The sequence below is a fragment of the Xenorhabdus sp. SGI 60 genome (genome assembly GCF_056632175.1).
Map to the genome: position 1 here is coordinate 3,402,848 of NZ_CP196860.1, position 22,770 is coordinate 3,425,617.

25 protein-coding genes and 2 pseudogenes are annotated in these 22,770 nt (G+C 51.5%); 10 read left to right on the forward strand and 17 right to left on the reverse strand.

The features are described from left to right. The first annotated feature begins 84 nt into the window (after window positions 1–84). Window positions 85–249 carry a hypothetical protein gene (locus ACSJJG_RS16140; RefSeq protein ID WP_481089888.1) on the forward strand — a complete coding sequence of 55 codons (165 nt, stop codon included), beginning with the start codon at window positions 85–87 and terminating at the stop codon, window positions 247–249. Window positions 250–531: 282 nt separating this feature from the next. After that, window positions 532–852: a SymE family type I addiction module toxin gene (locus ACSJJG_RS16145; RefSeq protein ID WP_481090457.1), complete on the forward strand. Its 321-nt coding sequence runs from the start codon at window positions 532–534 to the stop codon at window positions 850–852. Between the two features lie 512 nt (window positions 853–1,364). Here the strand turns inward: ACSJJG_RS16145 and ACSJJG_RS16150 are convergent. The 5 genes and pseudogenes from ACSJJG_RS16150 to ACSJJG_RS16170 form a co-directional block, all read right to left on the reverse strand. Continuing rightward, window positions 1,365–1,763 (reverse strand): hypothetical protein, encoded by a 399-nt coding sequence (locus ACSJJG_RS16150; protein WP_481089889.1) that lies wholly within the window; start codon window positions 1,761–1,763, stop codon window positions 1,365–1,367. Window positions 1,764–1,792: 29 nt separating this feature from the next. Continuing rightward, window positions 1,793–2,146 (reverse strand): tyrosine-type recombinase/integrase, encoded by a 354-nt coding sequence (locus ACSJJG_RS16155; RefSeq protein ID WP_481089890.1) that lies wholly within the window; start codon window positions 2,144–2,146, stop codon window positions 1,793–1,795. Continuing rightward, window positions 2,130–2,369 (reverse strand): tyrosine-type recombinase/integrase, encoded by a 240-nt coding sequence (locus ACSJJG_RS16160; protein ID WP_481089891.1) that lies wholly within the window; start codon window positions 2,367–2,369, stop codon window positions 2,130–2,132. The genes ACSJJG_RS16155 and ACSJJG_RS16160 overlap by 17 nt, the downstream gene beginning before the upstream one ends. A 177-nt stretch (window positions 2,370–2,546) precedes the next feature. Further along, complete coding sequence (locus tag ACSJJG_RS16165; protein ID WP_481089892.1) at window positions 2,547–2,696, reverse strand: hypothetical protein; 150 nt, start codon at window positions 2,694–2,696, stop codon at window positions 2,547–2,549. A 325-nt stretch (window positions 2,697–3,021) separates the two neighbouring features. Continuing rightward, a pseudogene (locus ACSJJG_RS16170) lies at window positions 3,022–5,708 on the reverse strand (CHC2 zinc finger domain-containing protein). A gap of 122 nt (window positions 5,709–5,830) precedes the next feature. On the opposite strand from ACSJJG_RS16170, the gene ACSJJG_RS16175 reads away from it, so the two are divergent. Together ACSJJG_RS16175 and ACSJJG_RS16180 are read left to right on the forward strand one after the other, a co-directional pair. Beyond that, window positions 5,831–6,241: a helix-turn-helix domain-containing protein gene (locus ACSJJG_RS16175; RefSeq protein WP_285810511.1), complete on the forward strand. Its 411-nt coding sequence runs from the start codon at window positions 5,831–5,833 to the stop codon at window positions 6,239–6,241. Between the two features lie 84 nt (window positions 6,242–6,325). Next, the gene (locus ACSJJG_RS16180) at window positions 6,326–6,646 is read left to right on the forward strand and encodes a SymE family type I addiction module toxin (RefSeq protein WP_481090371.1); all 321 of its coding nucleotides are present in this window, start codon (window positions 6,326–6,328) and stop codon (window positions 6,644–6,646) included. 85 nt (window positions 6,647–6,731) lie between these two features. On the opposite strand, the gene ACSJJG_RS16185 is transcribed toward ACSJJG_RS16180, so the two are convergent. The 12 genes and pseudogenes from ACSJJG_RS16185 to ACSJJG_RS16240 all read right to left on the reverse strand — a co-directional run bounded on the left by ACSJJG_RS16185 (window position 6,732) and on the right by ACSJJG_RS16240 (window position 15,648). Continuing rightward, window positions 6,732–7,103: a hypothetical protein gene (locus tag ACSJJG_RS16185; protein ID WP_189758919.1), complete on the reverse strand. Its 372-nt coding sequence runs from the start codon at window positions 7,101–7,103 to the stop codon at window positions 6,732–6,734. Between the two features lie 2 nt (window positions 7,104–7,105). Continuing rightward, window positions 7,106–7,537, reverse strand: coding sequence for a hypothetical protein (locus tag ACSJJG_RS16190; RefSeq protein ID WP_481089893.1), 432 nt, complete (start codon window positions 7,535–7,537; stop codon window positions 7,106–7,108). Further along, window positions 7,522–8,022, reverse strand: a complete 501-nt coding sequence (locus ACSJJG_RS16195) for an RHS repeat domain-containing protein (protein WP_481089894.1) — start codon at window positions 8,020–8,022, stop codon at window positions 7,522–7,524. Before ACSJJG_RS16195 ends, ACSJJG_RS16190 begins: the two co-directional genes overlap by 16 nt. 105 nt (window positions 8,023–8,127) lie before the next feature. After that, entirely contained in the window at window positions 8,128–8,463 is a 336-nt protein-coding gene (locus tag ACSJJG_RS16200) for a hypothetical protein (protein ID WP_481090459.1), read from the reverse strand. Next, window positions 8,397–8,648, reverse strand: coding sequence for a hypothetical protein (locus ACSJJG_RS16205; protein WP_481089895.1), 252 nt, complete (start codon window positions 8,646–8,648; stop codon window positions 8,397–8,399). Before ACSJJG_RS16205 ends, ACSJJG_RS16200 begins: the two co-directional genes overlap by 67 nt. 32 nt (window positions 8,649–8,680) lie before the next feature. Further along, window positions 8,681–8,995: a hypothetical protein gene (locus ACSJJG_RS16210; protein WP_481089896.1), complete on the reverse strand. Its 315-nt coding sequence runs from the start codon at window positions 8,993–8,995 to the stop codon at window positions 8,681–8,683. Continuing rightward, on the reverse strand, window positions 8,944–11,679 hold the full coding sequence (locus tag ACSJJG_RS16215; RefSeq protein ID WP_481089897.1) for a DUF6531 domain-containing protein: 2,736 nt from the start codon (window positions 11,677–11,679) through the stop codon (window positions 8,944–8,946). Before ACSJJG_RS16215 ends, ACSJJG_RS16210 begins: the two co-directional genes overlap by 52 nt. 33 nt (window positions 11,680–11,712) lie before the next feature. Further along, window positions 11,713–12,048 (reverse strand): DUF4150 domain-containing protein, encoded by a 336-nt coding sequence (locus ACSJJG_RS16220; protein WP_481089898.1) that lies wholly within the window; start codon window positions 12,046–12,048, stop codon window positions 11,713–11,715. After that, window positions 12,041–12,484 (reverse strand): DUF2169 domain-containing protein, encoded by a 444-nt coding sequence (locus tag ACSJJG_RS16225; protein ID WP_481090460.1) that lies wholly within the window; start codon window positions 12,482–12,484, stop codon window positions 12,041–12,043. The genes ACSJJG_RS16220 and ACSJJG_RS16225 overlap by 8 nt, the downstream gene beginning before the upstream one ends. Beyond that, entirely contained in the window at window positions 12,429–12,869 is a 441-nt protein-coding gene (locus tag ACSJJG_RS16230; protein WP_481090461.1) for a DUF2169 domain-containing protein, read from the reverse strand. Before ACSJJG_RS16230 ends, ACSJJG_RS16225 begins: the two co-directional genes overlap by 56 nt. A gap of 19 nt (window positions 12,870–12,888) precedes the next feature. Continuing rightward, on the reverse strand, window positions 12,889–13,245 hold the full coding sequence (locus tag ACSJJG_RS16235) for a DUF2169 domain-containing protein (RefSeq protein WP_481089899.1): 357 nt from the start codon (window positions 13,243–13,245) through the stop codon (window positions 12,889–12,891). A 15-nt stretch (window positions 13,246–13,260) separates the two neighbouring features. Beyond that, a pseudogene (locus tag ACSJJG_RS16240) lies at window positions 13,261–15,648 on the reverse strand (type VI secretion system Vgr family protein). A 1,077-nt stretch (window positions 15,649–16,725) separates the two neighbouring features. Between ACSJJG_RS16240 and ACSJJG_RS16245 the strand changes: the two are divergent. The 6 genes from ACSJJG_RS16245 to cyoE all read left to right on the forward strand — a co-directional run bounded on the left by ACSJJG_RS16245 (window position 16,726) and on the right by cyoE (window position 22,636). Continuing rightward, window positions 16,726–17,493 carry a nucleoside-specific channel-forming Tsx family protein gene (locus ACSJJG_RS16245; RefSeq protein ID WP_481089900.1) on the forward strand — a complete coding sequence of 256 codons (768 nt, stop codon included), beginning with the start codon at window positions 16,726–16,728 and terminating at the stop codon, window positions 17,491–17,493. A 350-nt stretch (window positions 17,494–17,843) separates the two neighbouring features. Further along, complete coding sequence (gene cyoA, locus ACSJJG_RS16250; RefSeq protein ID WP_481089901.1) at window positions 17,844–18,809, forward strand: cytochrome o ubiquinol oxidase subunit II; 966 nt, start codon at window positions 17,844–17,846, stop codon at window positions 18,807–18,809. A 4-nt stretch (window positions 18,810–18,813) separates the two neighbouring features. Beyond that, window positions 18,814–20,796: a cytochrome o ubiquinol oxidase subunit I gene (cyoB, locus tag ACSJJG_RS16255; protein ID WP_481089902.1), complete on the forward strand. Its 1,983-nt coding sequence runs from the start codon at window positions 18,814–18,816 to the stop codon at window positions 20,794–20,796. Beyond that, on the forward strand, window positions 20,796–21,407 hold the full coding sequence (locus ACSJJG_RS16260; RefSeq protein WP_481089903.1) for a cytochrome o ubiquinol oxidase subunit III: 612 nt from the start codon (window positions 20,796–20,798) through the stop codon (window positions 21,405–21,407). The genes cyoB and ACSJJG_RS16260 overlap by 1 nt, the downstream gene beginning before the upstream one ends. Beyond that, a complete protein-coding gene (locus ACSJJG_RS16265) occupies window positions 21,407–21,739 on the forward strand; it encodes a cytochrome o ubiquinol oxidase subunit IV (protein ID WP_481089904.1) in 333 nt (110 codons plus the stop codon). Before ACSJJG_RS16260 ends, ACSJJG_RS16265 begins: the two co-directional genes overlap by 1 nt. 12 nt (window positions 21,740–21,751) lie before the next feature. Continuing rightward, on the forward strand, window positions 21,752–22,636 hold the full coding sequence (gene cyoE / locus ACSJJG_RS16270) for a heme o synthase (protein ID WP_340613439.1): 885 nt from the start codon (window positions 21,752–21,754) through the stop codon (window positions 22,634–22,636). Window positions 22,637–22,770: the final 134 nt, after the last annotated feature.

Here is a 22,770-nt window from a genome sequence, read left to right on the forward strand (position 1 = left end):
ACCTGTCAATAGATCATTGAAGTGGCATTATTAAAGTATCTATTATGTATACATCGTCAAGGGTTTTTTAGAGGCAGGGTTACCATGACCGTATCATTTCAAAATTGGTTAAGTGAGAACGGTATGGCTACAGTCTCAACTCGCCTCCGTGAAGCAAGAGAAGCTACGCAAGATGATCAGGCACGACTGGCGGATTTATTGGCAGTAAAAGGCTTTTATGAAGAGTGGGATTTCAGTGCCACAGCTTGATACGGTGGTAAAAGATTGCTCAGGTACTCCAGATGAGTGTTGATTCTTTGGTTATTTGAAGACATTGAGCCACAGCCTAAGATAGCATTTAACCCTAGAGTTTCAGGCTTTGAGCAACATTAAGCCAGAACAAGCGCTGGTTGTTTAATGGAGAGCTTGGTAACAATGCTTAGCAAAAATGGAAAAACTGGCAAGTAGGTACAATGAGATAATTTCGCGGCGATGGTGTGCTGGTAACACACCAACGCCGCTCACCACAACCAACTAATTAGGAGTTGAATGATGGCTAAGGCGCATTCTAAGCAAAACCGTGCAGTAAATAAAGCGACAAAAACAGAACGTTATTACACCGTGGGATACGTGCCGCAAAATAACAAGGCCACCGCTCCGCCTGCGATACACCTGAAAGGCCAGTGGCTTAAGGCGGCTGGGTTTGATAAAGGTTGTACCCTCACCGTCAAGATTATGGACGGCTGTTTGGTGCTTATTCCTGACAGTGACGACACCCGCACCATCAAGCAACAGTACCAGCGCCAGCAAGACCAGCTCAGTGAGATTAAGCTCAGAATGCGGGAACTGCTTGGCGACTACAACAGCAACTAAGGGCAGGGAGTGAGCTGCTCTTAAAAAGAGGGCATCATCTCGGAGGCAGTCATACCCGCCGGGCTTCACCAGCCCGCACAGGGCAAGGCTTCCGAAGTGGCAGATTTTGAGCCGATTTTTCTTTGCCCCGATTATTAATCTTTTTACCCCGACTGCCCTTTTTGGGATTGTTTGGCGCGTTTGCCCTGCTACCGCCGCAAGCCGTTATGCAGTATAGCTTCCTGTTTTCCTTGTGATGAGCTGAACAACCTGATTTTGTGCGGTTTTTCACTTTCGGCAACGGGCGAACGCGGCCCAACTTGTTTGGGCGGCGGGCGCACGTTCTGCGGGTGCGGGTGGCAAAGAACCCGCCAGCGGCGCATTGCGACGCTCTCAGGCACGGAAGCCGAAGATTGTGATCGGTTTTGTTGAGGGCACTTTACTCAAGGGAAGCCCCCTGCGGGGGCTGCATGGGGCAAAGATGGCGAGCACAGTAACGAGCGAGGAGCACAGCGACTGCGAGCCGGGCGCAGTCAGTCGCAGCGGGGTTGGGGCGGGGGAGGTAAACGCGGAGGCCGCAGGCCGACCTGCCTACCGGGAAGTTTGCCGGAACAACGCAAGGCAGCTAAAGAAGAACGGGTTTTTGCTGAGGACTGGCTCAGAAGCTGACAGCAGAAGGCGCAGCCTTGTGCGGTGCACCTTGCGATGCTGATAAGCGGGGGCGCCAGACATAATGCAGATTGTGCGTTGCGAGCCGCTCCCCAAGGGGGTTCGGGACAGTGTGGCCCCCCGGCGAGTTGCGCACAATCTCCCTGCATTATGTTGAGTGGGCTTTGGGCGGCCTGCACTGACTGAACGGGGACACTACAGCCCACGCTGCCCATTGCCCACGTACCCCCGCGAGCGCCGGGGCTGACGGGCAGTCCGGCCACGGTCTGCCCCCGCGCCGATCCCAGCGAACTCAACGGGGACGGCCGGGCTGTCCGGTGTTCTGTGGCGTCGGTTCGGCATCCGGCTCACTGCTGGCACGGGCTGAGCGGCTCTCTGGCGTCCGCTCTGCCGGGTGGGTCTGCTTATGCACTTCTTTTAAGTGTCCGACGGCAACATGGGTATAAATTTGCGTCGATTCCAGACTGGCATGACCCAGTATCGCCTGAATGTGCCGTGTATCTGCCCCATTTTCTAACATCTGGGTCGCCATGCCATGCCGGAACAGGTGACACGCGCCCGGTTTATCGATCCCGGCACGATGCAACGCATTGCGCACTATCTGGGTCAGGGTGCCATCGGCCAGCGCATTACCGTGTTGTGACACGAACAGATAGCCCGGATCTTTTTTCCCAGACCAGACGCGGGCGCACCTCATTCAGGTAACGTTGCAGCCAGTGGCGCGCCGACTCGCCGAAGGGAACAACCCGGTCTTTGCGCCCCTTGCCCTGCCGGACAAACAGCGCGCCGGCGGCAAAGTCAATGTCACTGACCTGTAACCGCTGGGCTTCTGAGCGCCGCAGGCCTGTGCTCCATACCGTTTCCATCATGGCGCGATCGCGCAACCCCAGCGTGACTCTGCTCAGTCAGGGCTAAAACCTGCCGGGTTTCCTGCTCATTCAGCATGCCCCATGGCAGACGCCGCTCCTGCCGGCAACACCATTGCGCCGGGTTGTACAGCAGGTGTTGCCGTTCGCCAGCCCAACTGAACAGATTACGCAGGTGGGTCAGCTTTTTCGCTGATGGTGCTGCCCGTGAGGGCTGACCACCGGCTTTTCGGAAGTACGCAGACCGTCCCGCTGCCAGCTTTCCAGAACACCGGTGATACCTTCAGGGTTATTTCCCGTTCGCTCTTCACACCAGCGGGCGAACTGCATCAGATCGCTTCAGTAGGTTTGCCGTGTGCGTAGCCGGGGCTTGTGCCGCAGTGTGTAGAGCAGGTCTTCAAGGTGTTTCTCAGTGTCCTCAGGGGTTGTTGTGTGATGTTGTCATGCGAGAAGCTCCTTTCTGTGTGGGAGCAGGAATACGGTTACGATGGGGTAAATGAAGGTGCCGGGAACAGTGTTTTTTGAAGTTGTCCGACCGCTTTTCGATAAAGCCTTACTGTGACTACCGTTGTGATAATTTTGCTATTCCGACCGACTGCCGACTGAACCCGACCAGAGGGCGACCGCTTAGCTATTTTAACTCAGACCTGCCTTATCACGGCACGATAAGGCCGCACAGGTGCGCGGTGTCGCTGTCGTCGCCGTCAAACAGCAGTTCATAGGCGAACGTCAGCCCGCGCTTGTGCAGCAACAGGTATTCCATTTCGACCAGCCGTGAGAGATGCACTTTGAGCTGGGTATCGCCCCACTGTACCGCATCCCGTAACTGCTTGCGGGTAAACCGCATTTCATGGCGGAGCTGACCGCTGTTCCTGACCCACGCCTGGATCAGTAATAACAGCTTGCGCGTCTGTGGCGGCATTTCGTCCAGTGTCCGGCCTAAGATTTCATGCGCCAACTGATTGGCCAGCCGGATATCGTCTTTGGTCACTTCGATGTATTCAAGCACCTTGCCACGATGATCGGCGGTTTTGATGTCCCGCTGGTGTTGGTGCAGCAGGGCGATACTCTGAATGAGCGTCAGGTATTTCATATGGTCGCGGCGGGTACGGGTTTTGTCACTCATGAAGGTGAGCTGGCTGGCATAGGGGTTGACCACATTTAACGGTTTCAGCAACCGTTGGGCGTTCTGGTGAAGTTGTGTCAGATAGTCCCGCTCGCTCTCAGCCAGCAAGCCCGCGAGTGTCTGCTTCTGGCGCTGCAACGCATGGATCGCTTCGGTTTGCTCGCGGGATTCGTTGACCGTCAGCACCAGACAGCGATTTAATAATTCTTCATCCACATCAATGGCGGTCGTGGTGAGCATCAGCATCACCGGGCCTTTGACGGTATAGCTTTTGGTGACCAGGTTGCCGGTTGCCTCATCCTTGCCCGTGCTCGCCATGGTCAGCTCGCCATCCGACTGCAACAGCTTGAGCGCATAGGCCGCCTGCCGCACGCCTTCTTCTTCCGCGATGGCTAAAATCTTGTGCTGGAGAGGGGTTTCACCGAGATAAAACAGGCTCTGGCCGGTCATGGCGCTGTACTGGATACGCTCTTCTTCGGGGATCAGATTCAGGACGGCATCCATCAGGCTGCTCTTGCCTGCGGCGCTGCTGCTCTGGATCAGGACAGCTAAGGGTTTGGGTAACTTTCGGCTCACCGCCGCCAGATAAGCCGCCAACAGGTTGGTCGATTCACCCACCACACCACAGGCAGCTAAATCAGCGGTGATACGGCTGACCAACGCCGGATCTTGCAACAACATCAAAGCAGTACTGCTGCGCATACTCGACCCTCAATGATTGGCGGCCTGCGCCGTTCTGCTGCCATCCATGAACGTTGCTCCAGCACCAGTAACACCCGCCCCAGTGCCCGCTTTATCAGCGGCTTATCCGGCAGTGCCAGCTCCTGCGAAGCCTGCCGGACGCCCAGAACGCCCGGCGCGGGCGCTGATGATATCGAGACTATCGACGAACAGCGCGCCCCTGTTTTTGTCTAATAACTGCACATTGATTTTCATTACCGCGCCGCCTTTATTGCACCCACCCCGCGCAACCGCCACTCCTGTGCATCCTGCCGGATAACGATATCGCCGTTGCTCAAGCGTTTGTCTTACCACGCCCGGTGTCGCGCTAAGGCTGCGGGCACAGGCGCTAAAGAACCTGCGGATTTTGGTCTGCCGAGTGGCCATTTTTGCCGCTCATCCCAGCCATTGCGCGGATTCCAGCATCGCCATCCCCTCCAGCAACGACCGAAGGCCGTTTCCGGGTTCGCCACCTCGCAGCTAAAACGATTGGCATCGCGGCCTTCGTCGGGAACACCACCCGCCAGACATCCAGCCCGGCCAGTTGCAGCTCTGACGCCAGCCGCACCGCCGCGTCATTGCCCGCGTTATCATTGTCATAGGCAATGTAGACCTGCTTGCACCTCATGTTGCCGGAGGGCTTCCCGATGGGCGTCGGTAAAGCCGTGAACGCCATAGGAACAGGTGACGTTGCGAAAGCCGGCACACCAGAACGACAGCGCATCAATCAGCGATTCACACAGGATAACGGACGCCGAACCACAGCCCCGCTTCATTCCAGACGCCGCCATGCTCACCCGGTAAATACAGATGCCGCGGTGTGCCTGCCCGCAAGCGTCGGAGATTTTACGCCCGTACATCTCCAGCACCTGACCCTCCAGACCGATCACCGGCACAACCAGCGAGCCGCTGAAGTGCTCATGCCCGCTGTCGCGCAACAAGCCAACGGCCTGCAACTGCGCGCGGATCTCCGCTCCGGCCTTGGTTTTTTTATCCGGCAAGCGATAACCCAGAGTGCGGTTGGCAAAGCCCAGTTTAAAATGGCTGACCAGCTCAGGATGATCGAGACGGCGTTTTTTCAGGTAGGCCAGCGCTTCCGGCGCATTCAGCAGTGTCTGGTGATAAAAGGTGATCACCCGCTGCAACAGCGCCTGCCGCCCGTTCCCCTCCGCCACCGACGGCACCGCTGCCAGCGGCTCCACCGCCGGATTGTGCCCCAGCACGGCCTTTAAGCGTTCGGCGGCATGGCGCAGGCTTAAATTCTCCGTTTTCATCACCCAGTCGAGCACCGATCCGCCCGCATCGCAGCCAAAGCAGTGATAGAGATTTTTCGACGGGGTAATGACCATTGAGGGCGTTTTCTCCTGATGGAACGGGCACAGCACGATCATGTCTTTGCCGCGCTTAAAGAGCTGCCGCCCTTGCTGCTCAATAACGGCAACTAAAGAGACAGCGGATTTCAGGTGCTGTAATTCTGCGTCGGGAATGCGAGCCATATCGTTATTCCTTTAAAAACCTGTCAAGATTTATTTTGATTCGCTATGCGATATATTATATAATCGCAACACGATAGTAAAGCAAGTCGTTTTAATAACACACCTTATACTCGGAGCACTTTATGGCTGATATGACAGAAGAGATTATGCAGACCGAAGAACAGCGCCGGGCATTTGGTCAACGGCTAAAAGCATTGCGTAACCAACAACGGCGGACACAGAAAGAAGTCGCTGGCCTGATTGGGTTGCAACTTTCGCAGTACAACAAGTACGAATCCGGGATGCACATTCCGCCTGCGGATAAACTGATACAACTGGCTGAGTTATTTACGACGTCGATTGATTATTTGTTATTAGGTTCGTCTGACGAGCAATTACCGCTGAGTAACACGCGGTTAATCGAGCGACTTAAAGCCCTTGAGGAGTGCCAGCCGGAAGAACAAGAAACGGTGATTAAACTGATTGATGCCGTGATTATGAAGAGCCGGGTTGAATCAGCGATGCGCCCGGTTGAGCAGGAGAAAGGCAGCTAAAGAGAAAGCATTTTTAACGCAGCTCCGGCGCGCTTGCAACACGCCGAAGTTGCTCACCACAAGCAACTAGATAGGAGTTGAATGATGGCTAAGGCGCATTCTAAGCAAAACCGTGCAGTAAATAAAGCTACAAAAACAGAACGTTATTACACCGTGGGATACGTGCCGCAAAATAACAAGGCCACCGCCCCGCCTGCAATACACCTGAAAGGCCAGTGGCTTAAGGCCGCCGGGTTTGATAAGGGTTGTACCCTGACCGTCAAGATTATGGATGGCTGTCTGGTGCTTATTCCTGACAGTGACGACACCCGCAGCATTAAGCAACAGTACCAGCGCCAGCAAGACCAGCTCAGTGAGATTAAGCTCAGAATGCGGGAACTGCTTGGCGACTACAACAGCAACTAAGGGCAGGGACTGAGCCGCTCTAAAAAAGAAGAAAGCCGGAAGATTACAGGGATCTTTCCGGCTTTTGAAGAGAAAAAAGAGCTAATTAAAGGAAAGAAACAGTAATTCTATCTGGATAAATTTTGACATATTCATTTTCTAAATATGAATATTCATACAATAATTCATCTTGAAATACTAAATTAGATAAAAATAGTTTGTCTTCTACCAAATAACCATTCATTTCATAAGAGAATGTATTTCCTTGCTGTTTTAATGACGTATTTTTGTCCTTGGATGGTTCAATTTTTACATCATCTAAAAACATCAATCCAAGCTCAACTAAGTGAGCATCACCAACTTGTAAAGATTTTGGAAAGTCATTGATAAAACAGCATATTTCATGCTCTCCAAATGATAAAGTAACTTCTTCTTCAATATTTTCATTCAAAGAAATAATTTTCGCATAATATTTCATGATTATAAGCCGTTGATATCCCTTGGAACTAAATTAATAACTTTGTTATTTTTATCACCGTTAAGTAATTTCCAAATATCTTTGCCACTCTTAGTATGGATTGTCGCTATTTGACCTTGAGGATTAACGCCAACGAATGCCATTTGAGTATCCCCTTTTTTAGTATTTCTCATATACATAACATACCCAATACGATGTTGATCTAACGGCTTATAATAATATTCAATTTTGTGGCCATTCTTCATTACATCTCGGCCAATTTGTAAGTATTCAGCCTCAGAAGTAGCTCTAAATTCATGACCATGCTTTTCAAAATGTTGAGTTAACCTTTGTTGATCAGGGAAGTTAGCATTATCAAAAGGATTTGGTTTTATATCTGGGCAATCCTTTCCTGCTAATCCTAATGGATCAACTGAACCTACGGGGTTATGCACATACCCGTAAGGATTACCCCACCCAATAATCCAATGGGATCACTCGAGATGTACTGCCCGGTCTCCGGCGAGTAATAGCGGTGCCGATTGTAGAATAACCCCGACTCCTCATCAAAATACTGGCCTAAAAACCGGAAGTTGCACTGAACATGGTGATCCGGGTGATGGGACGGCACACCGCCCCGGTTTTCGGCTTTGCCCCAGGTGCTCAGCCGCTGGCTCCAGATCAGTTCGCCTTGCTCATCTAAAATCTCCCGTACCGTACCTTGATGGTCACTGATGGCGTAGTGCAGTTTGCCCCGCTCAAAACGCGCCGATGGTGTTAATGAACCGGGTTCATATAACCAGCGGACGCGTTTGTCTTCCCGCCTCGTACCGTCAAGCTGATACGGCACTTCCTCAATCAACTGATCACCGCTCCACAGGTAATCATAGCCGCCCAGCGCCTTCGGGTTGTCGGGTAAATCAGGCTTACCCGAAGCCACAACTGTAAATTATCTGCGACCCGTTTTCCATCGTGGGTTTTTTGTTTCTGGATACGCCGCCCAAAGGATCGTATTTGTACTGCCAGCGCGAGCCGTCCGGGGTTTCTAAATCGGTGAGCTGGTTTTGCGTATCCCAGCGGTAACGCCAGACCTGGGACGAAAACCGTCACACTGCTCGATTTTTTCGATGAGTCTGCCGTTATCATCATAGTGATAATGCGAATCACCCCGCTGCACGACCCGACCGGCCTGCTGGCGTTGGGTGAACTGTTCCATCGCGCCCTGCGCATCGGTGGGCAAATGTTGGCGCAGGTTGCCGTTGGCATCGTAACTGAATTGCTCTTCATTTGAGCGGAACCCACTGAATTGGGTGTTCAGGATCTGGTCGTTGGTATTGTAACGATAACGGGTTTGCCCCCAGCGACTGTCGTCAATGACCAGGACGTTACGGGCACGGTCATATTGCCAGCTCCGGTTGACGGCAGTGGCCTGTGGCGGGAAGTGCGGGTCGTTTTGAGCCAGTGCTTCCCGGAAAAAGGCCTGTCCCGCCCGGCTGACTGATGGGCCAGCAAGCCGGTTGCGGTGTAGCGGCTGGCGAGGATAAACCCGTTGGCACTTTCGCGCACCGTTTCCTGCCCCAGCGCATCATGCCGGAGCGTCAGCGGCGCATGCTGGCTGAACTGGAAATGATTGAGTGCCCCCGACAGAGGGTGATAGCCGAAGTGCAGGGTGTGACCATCCAGGCTTTCACTGACAGCGCCCCGTCAGGCTGTCCCATTCGCCGGGTGATTGCTCGCCCGTTGATACGCTCACAGGTCGGCAGGCCGTAGTCTTGTCCATATTGATATTCCACCACCGCATCGGCATTGGTGGCTTTCACCAGTTGATGCCGTTGGTTGTATTCGTAAGTGGTGGTCGCTTTCAGTACCCACTGATGCTCTTCCGGCTGCCAGCTTTCCTGTCTGACCAGCAAGCCGGCAGCGGAATAGTGCCAGCGGAGTTGCTGACCATCGGGGTACTGCACTTGCGTGCGACGCCCCAGTTTATCGTACTGATAATCAAGGATACGTCCGGTAAAATCGATTTCGCGGGTAATCTGCCGGCAGCATCCCGCTCATAACGGTAAGTTTCGCCGGTGGAGGCCCGTGACTGAATTAAGCGGGTCAGGCGGTCATAGCCAAAGCGCAGCGTGGTGCCATCCGGCCGGGTCACCTGGGTCAGCAGGTCAAATGCGCCGTAAGTGTAGCGTGTGGTGCGCCCTTCGCCGTCAGTTGCCGCCACCACACGCCGTTCACTGTCATAGGCCAGTTGCTGCGTGGTGCCATCCGGCAGGGTGATTTCGGTCAGGCTGCCATTGAGACCGGCATGGTCGTCGCTGTAGCGGTAGCGGGTCTGTTGTTTGAGGGCATCGGTGACGCCGCGCAGCCGCCCCAGTGTATCCAGCTCCAGCCCGGTATTTTCACCATCCGGGGCCATGATGTTGGCCAGGCGTAGTTGCCTGTCGTAGGTATAGTGCCACTCGCAGCCATCGGGGAGGAGGCGCCGGCGCAGTTCACCGTGGGCGCCGTAGTGGTACGCCTCCTTGTGCCCCAGCGGGTTGGTCAGCTCGGTGAGGTTACCTTGCTCATCATAGTGATACCGCCAGCGCTCTCCCCCGGGCAGCACGCTTTCAATCAACTGGCCGCGGGCATCATAGCCATAGTAAAAGGCGTCGCCGGTAGGCAGGACGATTTCGGTCAGGGCGCCGTCGGGATTGTAAGCAAAGGTAGTGACATGGCCGGCGGGATCTTCTTCCCATATTTTCTGGCTGTTTTGCCACTGGCGGCGGGTGACGCGTCCCAGCGGGTCAATCTCCCGGATAACCTGCCCGTCCGGGTTATAGATGAACCGGCTTTCGCCGCCTTCCGCATCCAGATAGATGGTGGTGCGGGTGCCCTCTTCATAGCGAAAACGGTCACACCAGTAACCACTGGACGAGGTAGTGCTGAGCACGCGTCCACGCTCATCGTAGGTCACCGACAGGTCGGTCTGGTCGGTGTCGTGCCAGCGGGTCATCCAGCCCTGTGCGTTGTATTCATGCCACAGGTGGTTGTGCTGGAAGGCATTGCACTCTGCCAGATAGCCGTGTGCATCATAGCCGCAGGTGACCCAGCGCTGTTGGTGGTCACCATCAATCAGATCAATCGCTTGCAGTTGCCCGTCCTGATAGTCCAGTACCAGCCGGATGCCGTCATTGCGCACAATTTCCGCCAGATGACCCTGTTTGTTGTAATGAAAATGAATCGTGTTCTGACGACGATCTGTTATGGCAGACAAACGGCGGATATTGCCCGTCATGGCGTTGAAATGATGGGTGAGCTGGGTTTGGTTGTCGGTCAGGCTCAGTGCGCCGTCCCGTTCGCCGGTCAGCAGGCAGTGGGGCAGGTGCTTGTTTCGGGACGAGACGGTGTTGTCCGGCGTGGGGTAGTCGTAGACCACGCCGGCGGCATCCGTGTAAAGTACCTTGCCACCACTCAGCACCAGTTGGCGCGACCAGTCATCGGCCCATTTGGGGCCGAATAGCCCCTGAGGATTGGCGGTAGAGCGGTAGGTACGGGTCAGGGTGAGGGGCAACAAGCCGGGGATAGCCATGACCGGCCAGACCTGCAGGAAGTCACCGGTGGCCATATCAACCGGGTCACCGCCCCCCGTGGTTTTTTCCGGGTTATTGCCTTGTTTGTCGCTGGACGTATTTTTGGCCTGATCCGGGGCGTGGTTTTCCGGTTTATCGATAGTTTTAGCGTCTGTTTTCGACTCCCTCTTAATGCGAGCCCCGCTCCCATCTTTAGTTTTTCCTGCTGCCTGAGTTTTCGCTTTCGCGACTCCTTTGACTTCTTGTTTGGCAACCTCCTTAGCGGCCGTTTTGCCGAGGGTAAAAAAGGAGCTAATGCTTTTAAGTATATTGGGTATTTCGCCTGCTAAAGATACCGTCATACCGGTATCTACTGCCATTGCTCCGCCTTCCTGCATCGGATTATCAAAACGCTTTCGTTTGGCATCCAGATTAAATTCTTGAGTATTTTGGGCGATGGCAACACTCGTGTTACGTAAACCTTCGGTCGCGCGTTTTTGTCCCAGAGCTTCCAGTTCAGCCGCACGAGCCTGTGCTTCCAGTGCAGAGGCATTCCCCTGGAGTTTTGTTACCGCTTCTGCGGCATCGACAGCCATGTTATTGACACGTTTCGCTGCGCCAATAGCCATATCCGTCGCACGAAATTTATCAGCATTCTGCCGGGCGTTCTCTGTCACAGCCTGTAAGTTTTCTGCGGCTTTTGTCTGACCGGTCATAGCTAATATAGCGGCGCGTTCTTCTGCATCGGCATTCACAGAATTTATCATACCCGTGTCAAAGTAATCTCTTATCTGCGACCAAAGCCCTTTTTCTTCTTTGGTTTCCGGTAGTATTACCGCATTAGCTTCATGCGGCGGATTGCCTGCCTGTGGTGCCTGACCGACAATTTTACCGATGGTATTGCCTTCCCCTGTCGGGCTGTCATCCCGTACCTTTTGTGGTAACGGGGAGTTTGGTTTGAGCGGTTCAATAGGGATATCAGGCGCTTTCGGGCTGGTCGATTCTTCTGCCTGAGTATCTGCACTGGCTCCGTTGTTTTCTGCCATCGTTTTTTTCCTTATGCCCCGTTCATCCAAAACTCATCCCCGTGGCGCAGCATCAGTTTGTTGCCGGCGCGTACGGTCTGGGGTGTGTCCTTTCGGGTGGCATTTGCCGCCCACGGTGCCGCTTTTGACGCCATTGGCTACGCCCGGTTGATCACCGATTGTGGCAGGTACAAAACTGTGGGCAAACACCACCACTGGCTGGCCGTTGGCGCGCACGGTTTTCTCCGGGGCTGAGCTGTCCGCCAGTTTCGCCACGACCGGGTAGGGGATCGGCGGCGTAGAAGAACCCATCGGGGTTTTGCAGACATCCGGCAGCATGCCGACAATCATCCAGTCACCTGCGGTACGGGCGGTGTAGTTATCAGCCATCTTTTTTCTCCCCTTCCAGTGGCGCCAGTTTGAGTAATGGAGCATCCGGGTTAATTTCAAATCGCGCTTCCGCGACCCGTACCGGCAAGTCAGCCCTGAAATTGAGCCGGCAGGTCAGGTGCAGTGTTTTGGCATCGCTGTCGATAATGAGCGTGTCCGTGCGCATCGGCACGGGCAGCAACAGGCCGTTGTGCATCTGCAGCAGGATAAACGGACGATGCCCCGGCAGATGCAGTGTCCCATCCGGTGTCAGGCCGTTCAGGGTGATGGAAATATCCGTGGCTGGCCAGCCAATTTGTTGATCCGCCGGCGCGCCGTTCCAGTAGCCGAAATCAAAATCGTTCGGCAGGTAAGGATGGCGATGTGCCAGCCAGTCAGCATCATAAGTGCCGGCCAATGTGCGACGGGGCAGCCATGGGCGACCAATAAACCCCATGCCCTGTGGCTGGCAGGCTGGTGTATTGGAGGGCAATGTGCCATTCAGTTGGGCGGTAAAATTGCACTGTAAACGGCGCATCCGGTCGGGTGATACGCGGTGCCGGATAGCCGGTAAGCTGTTTAGCTTCGGCATACCACGGGGTGATAAAACCGGTTCCCAGCGGATTGGTTTCGCAGGTGGCGTGAGCGATGGGGGCTTTTTCCCCGTCCGGGTGCTGTTGGCGTTGCTCCGGGGTCAGGCGATCCCTCGTGATACGCTGGCTCGCTTCATCATGGGCCCAGATTTTGCATTCACCGCCAAAGGCGTAACGGTAATCCAGCGGCAGGGAAATAAAAGGTTTTGGCTCACTCAGTTGCCAGTTTCCGTCACCATGCGAATAAATTCCCGCTCGCCGGTCACGGTCAGGGTTTTGTCGAGCAAGGTTTGTCCCTTTTGCTTTGTATCAGCAACCGCACCGGCAATTCAGTACAGGGTTTATTTTCCGGCGCATACGCCGTGCCGTTGACAATCACGTCACAGCGCGGTTTGAACGGGGCGAGGTCGCTTTCCTGCAACACCTGTGAGGTATTCATCGTGCCGCGATATTCATCCTGCAAACACAATGGTGGTACCGGCAGTAATTCGGCGCTGTATTCCCCCTGCCCGGCAGACAGAAGCTGGTAGCCGATTTTCATCACCGCGACATGGTGTTCAGCATCCTCCACATCGAGCATCGAATAATTCATGACCGCAAACGGGGTCAGGTTACGAAATTCCATCTCAGGGTGTCCTTATCAGTTCAGGTCGATATCTTTACCGGTGATTTGTACCGCACCGCTGGCCTCAAATTTGAACTCACTGCCCTGTACCGTGATTTTGCCCGCACTGTCCATACGCAGGACACTCGCGCCACAGCGCAGCTCAATCACATCCCCGGCCGTGATGGAAAGGGTATTGCTGACGTTGACCTGCTTGTGCGTCCCGACCGTGATAATGTAGTCCTTGCCCGTGGTGAGTTTGCGCACCTCCTGCACCGTTTCCGTGCTGTTCAGGGTGACGGTCTCCGCTTTGTTCTCATGGATCTCGATGGTCTGGTTTTTCTCCACCGTCTCGGTGTGGTTGGCAAGCACATGGGTATTGCGGTTGTTGAGCACCTTGGTGTCCATGTCTTTTTGCGCATGCAGCGCCAGCCGCTCGCTGCCTTTGGCATCCTCAAACAGCAGTTCGTTATACCCTTGTCCCTTGTGGGTTTTGGAGCGGAACGCCATCTGGGTTTTGCTGCCCGGCAGCCCGCCCGGTGGGAGGTTGCTGGCATGGTAGGTGCGACCGGTGACGATGGGCTGGTCGGGGTCGCCGTGCAGGAAATCCACCACCACTTCCTGCCCGATACGCGGGATGGCGAGCATCCCCCAGCCTTGCCCGGCCCACGGTTGGGTGACGCGGATCCAACAGGAGCTTTGGTCATCGCTCTTGCCATAGCGATCCCACGGAAATTGCAGGCGGATACGGCCGTACTGGTCACAGAAAATCTCTTCGCCAGCCGGTCCAACCACTTTGGCGATTTGCGGGCCATCAATCACCGGTTTGGGTAACGGCGCCGGGCGCCAGTGCTGGTTCTGGCGGATAAAGTAGAAGTGGCTGTTCAGGGTGGTGCCGGAGCCGGAGCTGGCCGTTTCCAGTGCCTGCGGCTGGCTGCCGCTGTGACTGGTCGCAACGGTCTGCCATGACTGATTCAGGTCTTATCGGGGATGGTTATCGAGAATGAACAGTTTGCCCGGTTGCAGGGCTATCGCATTGCCGCTGCCCTCTCCGGTCACAGCGTCGCTGCGCAGCGCCTCCAGCCGGTAGCGGGTGAAGGCCTTGCCGTGCGCCTCATCCTTGAAGCGCCCCGGATAATCGTAGTGTTCGTAGTATAGCTGTTGCAGGTTTTCGTCCCGTATCTGCTGGTGAAATTCGGCCGGCCAGGCTTGGGTTCTTGAAGGTGTAATCCTTCAGTTGCACCTGAGCCGGACGCACCTGGGCGCTGTGGGTCAGGCTGCTGACCGCCGGTTCGCCCAGCGTGCTGCCCTCGCCCGGTTGATAAGGCAGGCGGATGCCCGGAGGCACCGAGCCGCAGTCATCGGCAAACACCAGCGTGTTACGCCCGTTGCTGCATTCGAAGAAGTAGAAAATCCCCTCTTCGGCGGTCAGCCGTTGCAGGAAATTGAAGTCACTTTCCTGGTACTGTACGCAGAATTCGCGCTCTGGATGCGGGTGGCGCAGGTTGAACACCACATCGCGGATACTGTGCTCTTTGAGGATTTTGGTGATGATGCCGGCGATATTGAGTTGCTGGAAGATACGCGAGTTCTGCCGCAGGGTGGTACGCCACAGGTCGGGGCGGATACTCATCCGGTAGGTGGTCTGGTGCAACCCGGTGTTGCCCTGCTCAAAGCGGGTGACGATGCCCGTGACGCTACGTTGTTCAACACCATTGTGCAGGACAGTGAGTGTTGCCGTGCGGTCAAGCACCAGCGGAAAGTCAATGGCGGAGTCGGCACTGGCCAGCCCCACTTCCAGCAGGAATGGACGCGAGAAATGTTCGTCCAGACTGAAATCAGTGACGACAAAGGTTTGCGCCGGTAATCCGCCCGCCGTCAGGGTGAACAGCAGGCCGCTGGGCGCTGGCCCGTCACCGCCCAACCCCAGTTTTTGGCCCAGTAGTTGCAGGATTTTTCCTGCCCCCAGATTACCCGCTGCGGCTTTGGCGGCCAGCCCCGGCGCGCCGAGTGCCTTGCTGGCCCCGCCAGCAAAACCCCCACCGGGAAGCAGGCTGTCGGCACTGAGACCCCCAGGGCTTTGCCTGCCCCGCCGGCAAAGCCCCCACCGGGGAGCAGGCTGCCAGTACTGAGACTGCCAAGGGCTTTGCCCGTTCCGCCCGTCAATCCGACTTTGCCGGCAATTCCGCTCACAGAATCGAGCATAGCGGCGGCTTTGCCCGCCCCATCCGGTAATCCGACTTTACCGGCTATTCCTGTTACGGAACGGAGGAGGTCACTGGCGTTACCGCTTGTATCCGCTAACAGTTCTTTAGCCTGTTTTGTTATTGCTTCCTGTCCCTGTTCTAACAGCGCTTTTCCTGCCTGCGATGTTGTGAGGGGCTTTTTCTCTTTCTCTGACACGGTCTGTCTCCCTGAAGTCATGCCGATGGAATATAAAATGGCAATGGGCTTAACGGGGACATCGTCATATTCGGCAGGAAGGGAAAACCTCTTTTGCACACCTGCTTTTCCCGTCTGACAATAAGCTGAAAATAGGGGAGCTTCCTGTACTGAATAAGGCAGACATGTCCGGTTAAGCCAGAATGATTGGTTCCGTTCGTGATAAAAAATTCTGCCGGAAATAATAAGGAGTGGACAATTAAAAACCAAATAAAATCAAGTGGAAAAAAAAGGCGCGTTGTACAATCACAGTGTAAAAAGTTAAAAACATTGCCGTTGTAAAATAAATTTTCGCAAGATTCACTCTGGTGAGTGCATTATACTGAGTGATTTTGTGCCAAAATCGAGGGGGGTTTTATAACATAATGAATTACAAATAAAAAAATAGGTCTGGTTTTTAGAATAACCCTGATCATTTCTATTTTGTGAACTTATTCACAAAATAGGTTATTTTGAAAAAAAAATTTTTGGCGAATTCAACGCCAAAGTGCAACCCAATCCCGAATGTCAAAAGGCCGGTTTCTGTTGTGCTTTAATAAATTCAGGCACTTTAATAAAGGAATAAAATGACTTTAATTACATAGGTTTTCATAATACTGAGAGTATCAGATGCTGGCGTTCCTTACCCCGCGCTCCGCGCGGGGTAAGGAATACTCCTATCATTTTGAAACGCTATTTAAAGTTGTCTTTATGAAACGAGAATCGCCCCCAAAATTTACCGATAGCTTTAAGAAACGCCGTCAATCTGGTTGTTGAACAGGGTCATACCGTCCCGCAGGCGGCTGATGCCTACTCGACAGAGATGATTTCCCCCATAGAATATGAAATGGCCTTCGTAAAAATGTCCGATTCTTCTTGAGCAGAACAGGTTATGTTGATTTTGCTATAGTGACAAACTTCACAAGAAGAGTAAAAACTCACAATTATGTGGCCTGAACAACATCTTTTTCAAGGTGAAATTATTTATATTTGAACTAACAAATATTATTATTTGGGCGCATATTATTTCGAACTATTCGAAATATCGTTCACCATCTTAAAACCATATAAAGGGAATTTATGAAAAGACGTATTTTGACACTCACCGCAATTGCCGCAGCCCTAGTTTCTGCTTCAGCCTGCGCGGAATACCAGGGGGGGTTTGGCAATGTCAGCATGAACTACCTTGACTGGAGCAAACATACTACTCATAAAACCGGACAAACCTCACATAAGGATGATTTTGCTTATTTAGAACTGGAAGGTGGAGCAGGATTTAGCTGGGGCGAACTATATGGTTTCGCTGATTTAGAAAATCCTTTCAACAGTAAAACAGCTCAACCAGGTGATAACCAACGTTATACTTTCAAGACAACGGGTCGTTTCTATCTAGGCGATACGGGTTTCAACCTTTATGGTCATGTTTATGGAACCTATTCATTACCAGGCAAAGCGAACGGTGGAAACTTCCATGAAGTTAATACCCTCTATGGATTAGGCTATAATGCTAATATTGCTGGCCTGTGGTTCAAACCTTTTGTCGCACTGCACTATGTTGACCAAACTTTCTATTCAGGCAATAACGGTTATGTCGTGGGCTGGGTTGCAGGATACGATTTCAACCTTTGGGAACAAAAATTCAGCGTGACAAACTGGAATGAAATTGAATTGAACCGCAATGAACGCTACGGTAACGGCGGACGCGAAGGTGTCAATGGCGCTGTTGCGTTATGGTGGACTCCACATCCTTCTTTTACAACCGGAGTTCAATACCGTTATGCGGATAACAAACTGGGAGAAGATTTCTTGCAGGATGGTATTGTTTATAGTGTAAAATATAACTTCTAATAATTAGTTTAATCGATGAGCAGCTTGGTGTTGCTCATCGAAATCAATAAATAATAGTTATCTCTCCGATAACAAAGCATATTTTCGGATTTTTTCTTTGGTTTTTATCAAGACTTTTCCTTTTAAAATAGAGGGTTATTTGAAATTAATTGTCTATTTTGATTTCTTAGCTAAGATAACTAACCGAAATTAACGTTTTGTTAAATTTAGAATCACATGTGATCCCTCTAACATAAAAAGCCTACAAGCCAACCTGCTTCTATTACAATTGTTTACACTCCGGTAACCTTACCGTAGAATGCCCGCACTGATGAAACGACAATAAAGCTTTTGTTATCTGGGGTCGCTCAATGAGACTTATGAAATACAAAAAAACTATTGGGTTATCGTCATTACTCGCAGCCACCTTAATGCTAAGTGGTTGTGATATGGTATTGATGAATCCCAAAGGGGCGATCGGCGTCGAACAAAAAACGCTGATACTAACAGCGTTTGGTTTGATGCTGATCGTTGTTATACCGGCTATTGTAATGGCAGTTATTTTTGCCTTACGTTACCGGGAAGCCAATAAATCTGCAACTTATCGTCCAAACTGGGCACACTCAAATAAAATTGAGCTTGTCGTTTGGACTGTGCCTATCCTGATTATCATCACCTTGGCGACGATTACATGGAAAACAACGCATGAACTCGATCCCTATAAGCCATTGGACAGTGATGTCAAACCGGTGACGATTGAAGTTATTTCCCTTGACTGGAAATGGCTGTTTATCTATCCAGATCAGGGTATCGCAACTGTAAACGAAATCGTATTCCCTAAAGATGTTCCAATTAACTTCAAAATCACCTCAGACTCTGTGATGAATTCTTTCTTCATCCCACAGTTGGGTGGTCAGATTTATGCAATGGCGGGCATGCAGACAAAATTGCACCTGATTGCTAACTCAGCGGGTAAATACGATGGGTTCTCAGCAAGTTACAGTGGTCATGGCTTCTCAGGCATGAAATTCACTGCAACCGCGACTGATGATCGTGCAGGTTTTGAAGAGTGGGTGCAGAAAGTGAAAACATCACCGAAAACCCTGGATACCGTACAAGCATTCAATGTGTTGGCTAAACCTAGCCAAAACAATCCCGTTGAATACTTCTCAAGCGTGAAACCAAAACTGTTCCAAGAGACTATCGCCAAATTCATGGGTGACATGGGCCATGGTGGCATGCATGGTATGGCTGCTCACGGCAAAACAGAACATGGTGAAGCTGCGGGTCATAATATGAATATGAGTCAGCCGGCTCATTCAGGTGTTGAGGAATAAAAGCATGTGGGGAAAATTAACACTGGATGCGGTCCCATTACATGAACCCATTATTGTGGTGACATTACTTGGGATCTTGCTTGGGGGACTGGTAGTTGTTGGTTCCTTGACTTATTTCCGTAAATGGAAATGGCTTTGGAGTGAATGGTTAACCAGCGTTGACCATAAAAAAATTGGTGTCATGTACATCGTCGTTGCCATGGTGATGATGCTCCGTGGTTTCGCTGACGCCATCATGATGCGTGGACAGCAAGCCTTAGCTTCCACTGGTGAAGCCGGTTTCCTGCCCCCGCACCATTATGATCAGATCTTCACCGCTCACGGCGTTATCATGATCTTTTTTATGGCGATGCCTTTCGTTGTCGGTCTGATGAACATTGTTGTTCCTCTGCAAATCGGCGCGCGCGACGTTGCATTCCCATTCTTGAACTCTTTGAGCTTCTGGTTATTTGTTGTCGGTGTCGCATTGATCAACCTCTCTCTGGGAGTCGGTGAGTTTGCACAAACTGGTTGGTTGGCATACCCGCCGCTATCTGGTCTGGAGTACAACCCGGGAGTCGGTGTTGACTACTGGATATGGAGCCTTCAGCTCTCTGGTGTCGGTACATTGCTGACCGGTGTCAACTTCTTTGTGACCATCCTGCGTATGCGTGCACCAGGTATGTCCATGATGAAAATGCCAGTCTTCACCTGGGCTTCACTGTGCACCAACATCCTTATTATTGCTGCGTTCCCAATCCTGACAGTAACCATCGCGTTGCTAACCCTGGATCGTTATCTGGGCACCCATTTCTTTACCAACGATATGGGCGGCAACATGATGATGTACATCAACCTGATCTGGGCTTGGGGCCATCCTGAAGTTTACATACTGGTTCTACCTGTCTTCGGTATTTTCTCCGAAGTCACTGCAACCTTCTCGAAAAAACGCCTGTTTGGTTATACCTCACTGGTGTGGGCGACAATCGTTATTACCATCCTGTCGTTCATCGTATGGTTGCACCACTTCTTTACCATGGGTTCCGGCGCGAACGTTAACGCCTTCTTTGGTATCGCCACGATGATTATCTCCATCCCAACCGGGGTTAAGATCTTCAACTGGCTGTTCACTATGTACCGTGGTCGTATTGAATTCAAAACCCCAATGCTGTGGACTGTTGGCTTCCTGGTCACCTTCTCTATTGGTGGTATGACAGGTGTTCTGCTGGCCGTACCTGGTGCAAACTTCGTACTGCATAACAGCCTGTTCCTGATCGCTCACTTCCATAACGTTATCATCGGTGGTGTAGTATTCGGCTGCTTCGCCGGTACAACTTACTGGTTCCCGAAAGCATTTGGTTTCACGCTAAATGAAAAATGGGGTATCCGTGCATTCTGGTTCTGGATCACAGGTTTCTTCGTTGCCTTTATGCCTCTGTATGCACTGGGCTTTATGGGCATGACCCGTCGCCTGAGCCAAGATATCAACCCAGAATTCCATCCTTTGCTGGTGGTTGCAGCAGGCGGTGTTGTTCTTATCGCTCTTGGTATTTTGTGTCAGGTTATCCAGTTCTACGTCAGTATCCGTGACCGTGAGCAGAACCGTGATCTGACCGGTGATCCATGGGGTGGTCGTACTCTGGAATGGTCAACTTCATCTCCACCGCCGTTCTATAACTTTGCGGAAGTTCCACACATCCAGACTCGTGATGCGTGGTGGGATATGAAAGAAAAAGGGACTGAATATAAGCGTCCTGCTAAATATGAAGAAATTCATATGCCTAAAAATACCGGCGCAGGTGTGATCATCAGTGCTTTCTGTCTGACCTTAGGCTTTGCTTTGATCTGGCATATCTGGTGGATGGCTATTGCAAGTTTCGCTGGCATCATCATCAGTTGCATCGTGAAAAGCTTTGACGAAGACGTTGATTATTACGTTCCTGTAGCTGAAATCGAAAAAGTTGAAAATCAGCGTTATGAAGATCTGAGAAAGGCAGGTGTGAAATAATGTCGACTCAAACCCTTAACAACACAGCCGCCCATGATACTCATGGGCACCACGATACAGGAGCCAACAAAATATTTGGCTTCTGGGTCTACCTGATGAGTGACTTGATTCTGTTTGCAAGTCTGTTCGCTACCTATGCCGTGTTAGTTAACGGCACTGCGGGTGGTCCGTCTGGTAAAGATATTTTTGAACTGCCATTTGTACTGGTAGAAACCTTCTTGCTGCTATTTAGTAGTATCACTTATGGTTTCGCCATGCTGGGCGTGAACAAGGGTAAAGCGGGTCAGGCTAATTTTTGGCTATTCATTACCTTCCTGTTTGGCCTTGGCTTCGTTTCAATGGAAATTTATGAATTCCATAAACTGATCTCAGAAGGCTTTGGTCCTGACCATAGTGCATTCCTGTCTGCCTTCTTCACACTGGTTGCAACTCACGGTCTGCACGTGACCATCGGTCTGATTTGGATCGTTATCATGATGGTTCAAGTTTCACGCCGCGGCCTGACTGATGTGAACCGTATGCGCCTGAACTGCCTGAGCCTGTTCTGGCACTTCCTTGACGTTGTCTGGATTTGTGTATTTACTGTCGTTTATCTGATGGGAGCTATGTAATGAGTCATCCAAATACTTCTCATTCCGGCGCAAGCCACGGTAGCTTCAAAACCTATCTAATGGGTTTTGTTCTGTCAGTCATACTGACCGTGATCCCATTCTGGATGGTAATGGATGGCACTGCTTCACACAGCACAATTCTGGTGACAGTAGTCGCTATGGCTGTTATTCAGATTTTTGTTCATTTCATCTGCTTCCTGCACATGAATACATCATCTGAAGAGCGTTGGAACCTCGTTGCCTTAATATTCACATTACTGGTCATCGCTATCGTTGTTGTTGGCTCCCTGTGGATCATGTACAACCTGAACATCAATATGATGGTTGATTAAGGGTTGATTTGAATGATTAAGCAATACCTGCAAGTGACCAAACCAGGAATTATTTTCGGAAATCTAATTTCTGCGATTGGTGGTTTTCTACTCGCTTCCAAGGGCGTAATAGATTACCCCTTGTTCTTTGCAACGATGGTCGGGGTATCGCTGGTGGTAGCATCAGGTTGTGTATTCAACAACTATATCGACCGCGATATTGACCGTATCATGGAAAGAACGAAAGAAAGAGTCCTTGTGAAAGGACTTATCGATCCGAAAATCAGCCTGATTTACGCCTCAGTGTTAGGTATTGTTGGCATAGTGCTGCTTTATGTAGCAGCCAATGTCTTAGCAATGCAGTTAGCTCTCATCGGGTTTATCGTTTATGTTGGGGTTTATAGCCTCTACATGAAAAGAAAATCTGTTTATGGCACGCTGGTTGGTAGCTTGTCAGGCGCAGCCCCTCCCGTGATTGGTTACTGTGCAGTAACAGGGCATTTTGATACAGGCGCGTTGATCTTATTGCTGATCTTCAGCCTGTGGCAAATGCCCCACTCTTATGCCATTGCTATTTTTCGGTTCAAAGATTATCAAGCGGCCAATATTCCAGTATTACCCGTGATTAAAGGGATTTCCGTCGCGAAAAACCACATCACTCTGTATATTCTGGCCTTTATGGTTGCCACTTTGATGCTGACCATCAGTGGTTATGCGGGTTATAAATACCTTATCGTCGCTGCCGCAGTGAGCATCTGGTGGTTGGGTATGGCATTATCAGGTTATAAAACCTCTAATGACCGTATTTGGGCCCGTAAGTTATTTCTGTTTTCTATCGTCGCTATCATGTCATTAAGCGTCATGATGTCTGTAGATTCAACAGCATCTCCAGAAAACCTACTGACTTACGTCTGGTAATATTTAAGATGGCAGGGTAAGTCCTGCCATCTTTTTCCTTTCTTTTATCTCTATTCAATGACAACTTATTCGGTGACAAACGCTTTTTTTCGTTTGCTCTCACCTAATTGAAATGTCATACCAGATTTTTTGAG